7 protein-coding genes and 1 pseudogene are annotated in these 8,999 nt (G+C 40.9%); 3 read left to right on the top strand and 5 right to left on the bottom strand.

Features of this window, described 5'->3' with window-relative positions; all coding sequences use genetic code 11:
• Both nagB and nagA read right to left on the bottom strand, forming a co-directional pair.
• Positions 1–567 (bottom strand): glucosamine-6-phosphate deaminase (nagB, locus tag BLT_RS0101565; RefSeq protein ID WP_017726076.1); only part of this gene is annotated, 567 nt, incomplete at its 3' end.
• Positions 564–1,754 (bottom strand): N-acetylglucosamine-6-phosphate deacetylase, encoded by a 1,191-nt coding sequence (gene nagA, locus BLT_RS0101560; protein WP_017726075.1) that lies wholly within the window; start codon positions 1,752–1,754, stop codon positions 564–566. The genes nagA and nagB, both read right to left, overlap by 4 nt.
• Before the next feature lie 239 nt (positions 1,755–1,993).
• On the opposite strand from nagA, the gene nagE reads away from it, so the two are divergent.
• On the top strand, positions 1,994–3,373 hold the full coding sequence (gene nagE, locus BLT_RS0101555) for an N-acetylglucosamine-specific PTS transporter subunit IIBC (RefSeq protein WP_017726074.1): 1,380 nt from the start codon (positions 1,994–1,996) through the stop codon (positions 3,371–3,373).
• A 402-nt stretch (positions 3,374–3,775) separates the two neighbouring features.
• Positions 3,776–3,967, top strand: a complete 192-nt coding sequence (locus BLT_RS22880; RefSeq protein WP_081599571.1) for a site-specific integrase — start codon at positions 3,776–3,778, stop codon at positions 3,965–3,967.
• A 147-nt stretch (positions 3,968–4,114) separates the two neighbouring features.
• On the opposite strand, the gene BLT_RS0101545 is transcribed toward BLT_RS22880, so the two are convergent.
• From BLT_RS0101545 to BLT_RS21190, 3 genes and pseudogenes are all read right to left on the bottom strand, one after another.
• Entirely contained in the window at positions 4,115–5,023 is a 909-nt protein-coding gene (locus tag BLT_RS0101545) for a hypothetical protein (RefSeq protein ID WP_017726072.1), read from the bottom strand.
• A 117-nt stretch (positions 5,024–5,140) separates the two neighbouring features.
• The gene (locus BLT_RS0101540) at positions 5,141–5,377 is read right to left on the bottom strand and encodes a hypothetical protein (protein WP_017726071.1); all 237 of its coding nucleotides are present in this window, start codon (positions 5,375–5,377) and stop codon (positions 5,141–5,143) included.
• A 1,000-nt stretch (positions 5,378–6,377) separates the two neighbouring features.
• A pseudogene (locus BLT_RS21190) lies at positions 6,378–7,400 on the bottom strand (IS256 family transposase); the annotation flags it as partial.
• Positions 7,401–7,529: 129 nt separating this feature from the next.
• Between BLT_RS21190 and istA the strand changes: the two are divergent.
• Positions 7,530–8,990, top strand: a complete 1,461-nt coding sequence (gene istA, locus BLT_RS0101525) for an IS21 family transposase (RefSeq protein WP_017726068.1) — start codon at positions 7,530–7,532, stop codon at positions 8,988–8,990.
• The last annotated feature ends 9 nt before the right edge of the window (positions 8,991–8,999 follow it).

The following is an 8,999-nucleotide window of genomic DNA, read 5'->3' as shown; positions in this document are numbered from 1 at the left end:
CTTCATAATCGTGGCAATCCCCATTGTAATTGCATGGGTTGGCACCTCATCCATCGCCTGAAAATAACGAGAATTAGCTTTTCGTGTTGATTCTTCAAGCTTGACGACATGGGTACGTGAATCAAAAGAGGTTCCAGGCTCATTAAAGCCAATATGTCCGTTCTCTCCTATCCCTAGCACTTGAAGATCAATGCCACCTGAAGCATCGATGTTTGCTTCATAACGCTTACACTCTTTTTCTAAATCAGAGGCTAATCCGTTCGGGAGGTGTGTATTCGATTTATCAATATTGATATGATTGAACAAAAAACGATTCATATAATCATTATAGCTGTTTGGATGAGTCGCCGAAAGACCCACATACTCATCCAAATTGAAGGTCGTCACCTCTTTATAGGACGTTCCATTCGCTTTGTGATCTTCAACAAGCTTTTGATACAGCCCTTTTGGCGTGCCTCCTGTAGCAAGACCAAGGTTCATCCGACCAACATTTTTCACTTTCTCAATGATCAACTCAGCTGCTTTCTGACTCATTTCATCGTAGCTCTCAACCTTGATGATGTTCACTCGTACGACTCCTTTCTTTCATAAGCAAGCTTCCCTCGACAAAAGGTCATAACGACATCGAACGCTTCGTCAACAATGACAAAATCTGCATCCTTTCCTATGGCAATGCTTCCTTTTCTGTCAAAAACGTTCAGTTGCTTTGCTGCATTGACAGATGTCATTTTTATTATGTCTGAGAGCGTAGCGTTCGTGTACGATTGAATGTTCTTTGCCGCATCCTTCATTTTCAGCATGCTGCCCGCAAGCGTACCATCGCCTAACGTGGCTTCACCGGCTTCAACACGCACCTCTTGCCCTCCTAAATCATAGGTGCCGTTCTTCAAGCATTTGGCCCGAATCGCATCCGTAATTAAGATGAGGCGCTCACTGGTTTTCTGCTTATACGCAAGTTGAATCATTTCAGGGATAACATGAATGCCATCGGCAATGATTTCAACAAGAAGCTCATCCTTCAATAAAGCGGCTCCTGCAGCTCCTGGTTCTCGGTGATGCAAGCCTCTCATACCATTAAATAAGTGAGTCACGTGGGCCGCCCCCGCTTTAATCGCTTCTTCCACTTCCTGATAGGTTGCATCAGAATGACCAATTGAAGCGGTTACACCCGTTTCTTTTAAATAGTGGACGAGTGCCAATCCACCTGAACGCTCAGGCGCTAACGTCACAAGCTTAATCTTCCCTTTTGCAAGCTGCTGCCATTTTTTAAAAAGCTGCAAATCGGGGTTCTTGATGTGATCAGGCGGCTGGGCCCCTGCTCGTTTGGCTGAAATAAACGGTCCTTCCAAATGGATACCTAACACTTCAGCTTCACCGGCTGATTGACCCTCTTCAATAAACTGAGCTGCATTTTCTAATGCTTGTTCGATTGCCTCCGTTGATTGTGTGATCGTCGTTGCTAAAAAGCTTGTCGTTCCTTCCTTTGGCAAGGCATTCGCCATTGTCTGCAGCGCTTCTGCCGTTGCATCCATGGTATCAGCACCAGCCGCTCCGTGAATGTGGACATCGATCATTCCAGGGATAAGATGAAAGGAGGGTGATAATATCATCCACTCATGATCATCATGATCACTCAAGTCGCTAGCCGAACCGATTTCAGCGATTTTTCCATCCATCACTTTTATATACCCATTTGGATACGTTTCATCCTCTGCATGAAGGGTGATGTTTTTAATGCACACAATTTTGTCCATCCTCTTCGTGCTCCTTCGTTTCTACTTCTGTCTCGTATCTGTTATTCATTGTACGTTAATTAAAACTAGTTGTCTATACCTCAGAAACGGTAAGCGCCAAACACAACATTTTATATACCTAATTTACTGAAAAAATTCACTTACCCACTCAAAAATTGGTATAGACAACTATATTTATCCTGTGCTATTCTATAGGAGAAAGCGTTTTCTATCTTGTCATTTAAAGGAGCTGAATGGATATGCTGAACTTCCTGCAACGAATTGGTAAGTCGCTATTACTGCCGATTGCAGTGCTCGTGCCAGCAGGCCTGCTGCTGCGATTAGGGGCAGACGATATGCTGAACATCCCCTTTGTCCATAGTGCAGGGGGAGCCCTCTTTGAAAACCTTGCGATCCTTTTTGCCATCGGGGTAGCGATCGGGTTTGCGAAAGACGGTCATGGTGCCGCAGCCTTATCAGGAGCCATTGGCTATTGGGTCCTCATCCATGCGGCAACAGCGATCGACGATTCCATTAATTTGGGCGTTTTAGGCGGAATTATTATCGGGATAGTAGCTGGACTTATCTATAACCGTTTTAGCGAGACAAAATTACCCGATTGGCTTGCCTTTTTTGGCGGCAGACGATTTGTCTTAATTGTAACCGCTGGTGTCGCCGTTCTTTTAGGAGGGATTTTCGGTTTTATTTGGCCTCCGATTCAAGAAATGATCTACAATTTTGGTACGTGGATTACGAGTGCAGGTGCCTTTGGTGCCGCAGTGTACGGTTTTTTCAACCGCCTGTTAATCCCACTTGGTCTGCACCATGTGATTAATAGCCTCGTTTGGTTTGTTTTTGGTGAATACGAAGGCGTTACAGGAGATTTACACCGTTTCTTCGCTGGTGATCCGACCGCAGGTGTTTTCATGGGCGGATTCTTCCCAATTATGATGTTTGGGCTTCCTGCTGCATGCCTGGCGATGATTCTTACCGCAAAGCCAGAGCGCCGCAAAGCAACCGCAGGACTGTTAGGTGGCATGGCTTTAACCTCCTTTTTAACAGGGATTACCGAACCGATTGAGTTTTCCTTTATGTTCTTGGCTCCATTGCTCTATGTCGTTCATGCACTCCTAACAGCCTCCTCGATTTTTATTGTTAATACGCTAGAGATTCATCATGGGTTTACCTTCTCTGCCGGGGCGATTGACTATTTCTTAAACTTCGGCATTGCCCAGCGACCGCTCCTGCTATTGCTGATTGGTCTAATATACGGGGCGATCTACTTTTTCATCTTCTACTTCTTAATTAAAGTCTTGAAGCTAAAAACACCAGGACGAGAGGATGAAATCGCTGAAGAGCAGGAAGGAGCAGCAGTTACACCTGGAGACCAAACGTCTGAAATGGGACAGCAGTTTATCAAAGGACTCGGGGGAAAAGAAAACATCACATCATTGGATCATTGCGCGACACGTCTTCGCTTAACGGTCGCTGACATGACAAAAGTCAATGATGAGCTGCTGAAAAAGCACGGTGCCCACGGTGTCATCAAGCTAAATAAAACGAGCTTACAAGTCATTGTCGGTACCAATGTAGAATTTGTTGCCGAAGCGATGAAACGAGAAATGAATCAGAAGGAGTAAGATAGTTGAAGGACGAATTAGCCTTAGTCTCCAGCTATGGATGGAGTTAAGGCGTTTTTCTTTATTGCCACCAAAAAAAGAGCCACCGCCAACAGCGATAACTTTTTTTCTCTTTCAATCCTTCGACACATTCCAGATCGTGACAGGCACCGCTTATTCCAAGGCTCTGTTTCACCAAAAGCTACATTTTTAGACTGCCATAAACATACATTTCCCACTTATCCACCTTTGCTAACCTCCACTGTCGGTATGAAACTAAGATCAGTTTACAGTGTTAGGTTGAGTTTTTTCGCTGGTATATTTGGGTAATAAGTGTTTCATCTTATCAAGCAAAAACTGTACACTTTATTCTAGCAGTCACAGCGTACGGAGTTTGATTGGTTACGTCATAAAAAAGGAAATATTTCTAGTCACTGGGCGCGCCATTTCTTTGTGACCTACTCCATTATACAACGAGGTATACCTATTGAAATTGTCCAACAAACCGTCGGGCATTCTAATAAGTCTGTGACCGCTGGATATGTCAGTAAGCATTTAGATAAGCAAAAAGACGCTTCATGGGGATGGGATGAAAAAGAATTCTCTAAAATTTAATTAGTTTATGTATTAATTATAGGCTCTGTTAAATAATATTGTTGATATTTAAGTATAAATCAAGGACCTGATATAAGGTCCTTGATTACATTGTTATTGAAGTTAAGCCGAAGGTGCCATAATTAAGGAAAAGCCTACGCATCAAGGTTAAGACGGAGCACCGCCAATAATAACTAAATGAAAATATGGAGATTGAGTATTGAAATTGTAATTTCTCACATGAGTATTTTGCCAAGCAGGTTCCACTACACGAATCATATCAGAACCACTTTCTCTCCAATATGCAAATCCCATCTGCCAATGGTATTCTGTTTCAATCATGGGGTCATCGAATACACTCCAAGTATGCCAGTATACTGCTGGTGGACGTTGAGCGATTATCCTATCTTTAAATCGGTCATGCATATAAGTCGCACTACCTCCACCACCTGGTCCATTAACTCTAACAACATTCCACCCGTTACTATCGGTATTTAAAATTTGTTGAAGTCTCTCTGCAAACATTGGATAAGTTGTACCCCAAGATTGTGTACCTAAATAGTATCTTAATGCATTGATGAATGCACTTTGACTCCCATAAGTATTTACATTACGAATATTAGAATCAAACCGATAATGCATATAATCTAATATCATGGCTGCTGTTGCAGGTCCACAGGCACTTCCAGAACCATTTACACCAGATTGCCCTTGCCACATATGTGTCCATCCGTCAATTCTTCCAGAAGAAGGATAATTAAGAGCTGTAACTAAATCTTCTTGCTCATTATTATAGTCGGATGTTTCTAAGATACTTGACCAGAGTTCCTCATTTTTTTTACTTCTTTTTAAACTTAAATCCTCAATTTTAATGTTTTTTAATTGCTTAATCTTACCTTCTAATTCATTATTCTCGACTCGACTTAAGACGGAGTTTGACAGTTGTTTTGATAGTAGTTGTACCTTCTCTTGAATATTTTCATTAAACATATTTCTTACTTCGGATTTGTTACTAGCATACACAAAATTATTTGCACCAAAGTAATATAGTTTATCATTTGCTTTAGGTTGTTCCATCATTTCAATCTCGTGTCCATACGGTGTATTTCCAAATTCGATAATTGGCTCTATATCAGTTCGTGCACTTTGAATAAAATAACCTACTTGTACACCTTGTTCAATAACTTGAAAATATTATGCCACAATATCATCATTAATGTCATATAAGTCTAACATATGATTTAACTCAATCTCTCCCCAACCTAACTCTTCTTTTTCCGATTGAGGCATATTTTCATGAATATTCTGAATAGCTTCTATAGCTTTTTCTACAGAAACAGTCTCGGTAGATTCTGCCTGAGCCGAGTGTTGAAAGAATAATAATAAAAAACAAGCCATTAAAATTGCGGTGATATTTAGTTTTCTTTTCATTTACATTCCCCTTTCATATCCATTGTGATTTCAAAATATTCTAACTACTAAATATTACAAATAATGAGAAAATGAGTCAACCTATATTTCCAAATTTCCACAAATTATTTTAGAAATAAACGAAATATTGTGATTGTTTATTTTATTCATTTCTTTTATAATTTCTAACATTTTCTACTATCTCATGATCTAAATCTATCTTATAGACATATCCTCTCAAGGGTTCATCTTGAAAAAAAACATGAATCTCGTACGAGTCACTATGAATATCAGCATGACGAGTTCGGTGGTCACTTCCAAACTCCCAAGTTCTATTATTATTATTTTTCGACAAATATTCATTCAATAGTTCTTCGTATTGATTTATTACATACATGCGTTCCAAAGTTGGATATAAAAATAAATAGACACTTCCAACTAGAATTATAAGGTTTATACATATTGCAGAAATCCAATAAGTCTTACGATGTAAAGTAAAGTACCTATATATTATAAATCCAATAAAAATAGTTAAAATCAGAAAAAATGATAGGATAAATATAAAGGCATATATGTTCAAAGGGTTAATATACATGATTTTCCTCAACACCTTTCCTATTTTTTATAAATTAGGCTAATGCAACGTTTCTTTACTATAGGAGGTAGCTCCAGATAATCACATTTTCTTGACGCTACCCCTTCTAAGAGTTTTTAATGTGAAGCGCAATTCAACTTTCATACGATCATTCCATTTCTTCTTAATTCATTTTCTATTGTTTCAATGCCTTGCAAATCGGACATATTATAAAAGCCTGTAATTATTTAATATTAACCATATTATACCATAATCTACATCGCATCGCTTGGTAGTGTCAATATTTTTGTGTAAATGACTTTACAACCTTTTCAGGTAGATCATCACGCTGGATTTAAAATGGGCTGGTTCGAAGGATTGATTTTGATGTTTAGGAAAGGGATAGCCCTTTCCTAAACATCAAAATTTCGCGCCGGAGCGTCCCTCTTATTCTGCCGATTCATGTATTTTCTCAAACATCTCTGCTAGCGCTGCACGGGCCTTATTAAACCCGATGTGGCAGCGTGTGGCGAAGCGTTGATTGTAGTCCTCGAATTGCGTTACTAAGAAACGTTCTAGCGATTCTTCGTTCGGAAACTGTTCTTTGCGTTTCGTATATTTCTTGATTTGTTTATTAAAAGACTCCATTAAATTTGTCGAGTAAATACTGCGCCAAATATCTTTTGGAAAGCTATAAAACGTAAGTAGATATGCATTTTCTGTTAATGATTTAACGACTTTTGGATATGCCTTTTTCCACGTCTCACAAAATGTATCAAGCGCTTTTTGACCGTCTTCACGACTCACTGCTTGATGGATTTTTTTGAAATCATCACACACTGCTTGGCGATCTTCCACGCGAACTTTGTGCGAGAGATTGCGTGCAACATGAACTAAACATGTCTGGTATTTGGCTTTTGGAAAAACCGTTTGAATGGCGTCTACCATACCTTTTAACCCATCTGAAATAAATAACAACACGTCTTCTATACCACGTTCTTTTAGTTCTTCTAATAGCTCGTGCCAATTGTAGGAAGATTCAGTTGGAGCGATGGTATAGGCTAGTACTTCTTTTGAGCCATCCTCACGAATACCAACGGCAATATAGACAGCTTCTTTTGAAACCGTGTCACGACGCACTGCGATATAGGTCGCGTCTAAATAAACGCAAACATAGCGTTGGTGCAGAGTACGATGATTAAAGGCTTCAACTGTCTCAGAAACAGCTTTTGTCATATTCGAAATCGTCTGAGGTGTATAGTGATGTCCATACATTTTTTCGATTAATGACGAGATTTCTGCCATCGTGATTCCCTTTTTAAAAAGATGAATAACCGTTGCTTCAAGCGTATCATTTGAACGTTTATAAGGTGCCACGGTCTGTTGTTTGAAATCACCCTTGCGATCACGAGGCACTTGGATGTTCAAATCGCCGTATTCCGTATGAAGTGTGCGTGAATAAGACTCATTGTTTATGGCACACTAGAAATGTAGAAAACGGCAGCTAATTTATGTACATAAAAAAGGCCACTTGCCAACATCAAAAATAATACATACACTCCTGTATGGGCATTACGTTCACGGGAGGTAGTATAGGAAATGTTAGCAATGGCTGAAGTAAATTATATCAGATATGAAACCAATACAAAAGGACGGAGCTATGCAGAAGTAGCTCGGCAGATGGGAGTGGACAGGCGGACAGTGAAGAAGTATTCCGATATGGAAGATTTCAATCCTGCAACGCCCATTAGGCAGCAACGAAAGTCGCCCGTCATGGATCCAGTGAAACCGATCATTGACGAATGGCTAAAAGAAGATGCAAAGAAAAAGAAAAAGTTCCGCAGGACAGCAAAACGTATCTATGATCTATTGGTAAAGCATCATGAATTCCAAGGTTCAGACCGTTCGGTCCGGGACTATGTTTCGAAACGGAAGCGAGAATTAGCGGAAGAAAGTGAAGAGGCAGCTCTGCCATTGGAAACAAAGCCAGGAGCCGCACAGGTGGATTTTGGAGAAGCACCATTCCTGCATGAAGGAGAGGAAGTCATCCGGCATTTCTTGGTGCTTTCCTTTCCTTACAGTAACGCATTTTTATATCAGGTGTTCCCGTCCGAGAACCGAGAGTGTTTTCTACAGGGATTGGCAAACATGTTTGAATTCTTGGAAGGTGTACCACACACCATCCGTTTTGATAACCTGTCCCCTGCGGTCAAAAAAGTACTGCCGGAGGGCGAACGCGTACTGACAGAGGAATTTGAACGATTCGCCGCACACTATGGGTTTTCCTACGAATTCTGCAATCCGAACAGCGGCAATGAGAAGAGCCATGTGGAAGCCATGGTGAAGTATATCCGCAATAATTATCTGTTGCCGGCTGTCCCGTATGATCGTTTGGCAGACGTAAATGAACAGGCCCTTATCTGGAGTGTAGAAGATCGGGAGAGAGCACATTACGAAAAGGAACTGCCGATTTCAGAACTGCATTTGGCAGACAAAGAGCAACTGTTACAATTGCCAGGTAAAAAATATGAATGTATCCGCTACGAACATTTGAAAGCAGATAAATATGGGATGATCCGAATTGACGGAAAGCAGTATTCCACGTCGCCCCGCTTCGCCGGACAAGCAGTGACAGCCAAGCTTTCCTTTGACCAGGTAACCATTCTAAATGAAAAGAATGAAATCCTGATTACGCATCCTAGACTGTATGGAAGCGAACGAAGAGCGATGAATTGGCAGCCCTATTTAACGTTAATGGCCAAACGGCCAACGGCATTGAAATACAGCTCCTTCTATGATCAGCTGCCTGAAGAGTGGAAGGTCTACTTTGAAGCCTGTTCACTGGAAGAGAAGAAAGCGGCATTAAGCTTACTGGCTGTTCTTCTGAAGGAGCAGGACTTCCACTTGCCGACTGAAGCATTGCGAATGGCTTCTGAGCATGGTCATCCAACCGCTGAGTCAATCAAGCATGTCTACTTGTTAGTGGCAGTTTACCAATGTAGGTTTCGGCAGTATATTATTTGCATACGCTCGCTTTACATGGAGTGGCGAGCATGGTAGGCTATCCGC

The organism is Halalkalibacterium ligniniphilum (genome assembly GCF_000334155.1).
Taxonomy (GTDB): Bacteria; Bacillota; Bacilli; order Bacillales; family Bacillaceae_D; genus Halalkalibacterium; species Halalkalibacterium ligniniphilum.
The sequence above is the reverse complement of the archived record's forward strand: the minus strand, read 5'-3'. Positions and strand labels throughout refer to the sequence as shown.

Excerpts from the sequence above, each read along its gene's own strand:
- nagA (WP_017726075.1), bottom strand. The coding sequence starts at position 1,754 with ATGGACAAAATTGTGTGCATTAAAAACATCACCCTTCATGCAGAGGAT.
- nagE (WP_017726074.1), top strand. The coding sequence starts at position 1,994 with ATGCTGAACTTCCTGCAACGAATTGGTAAGTCGCTATTACTGCCGATT.
- BLT_RS0101545 (WP_017726072.1), bottom strand. The coding sequence starts at position 5,023 with ATGGAACAACCTAAAGCAAATGATAAACTATATTACTTTGGTGCAAAT.
- BLT_RS0101540 (WP_017726071.1), bottom strand. The coding sequence starts at position 5,377 with ATGAAAAGAAAACTAAATATCACCGCAATTTTAATGGCTTGTTTTTTA.
- istA (WP_017726068.1), top strand. The coding sequence starts at position 7,530 with ATGTTAGCAATGGCTGAAGTAAATTATATCAGATATGAAACCAATACA.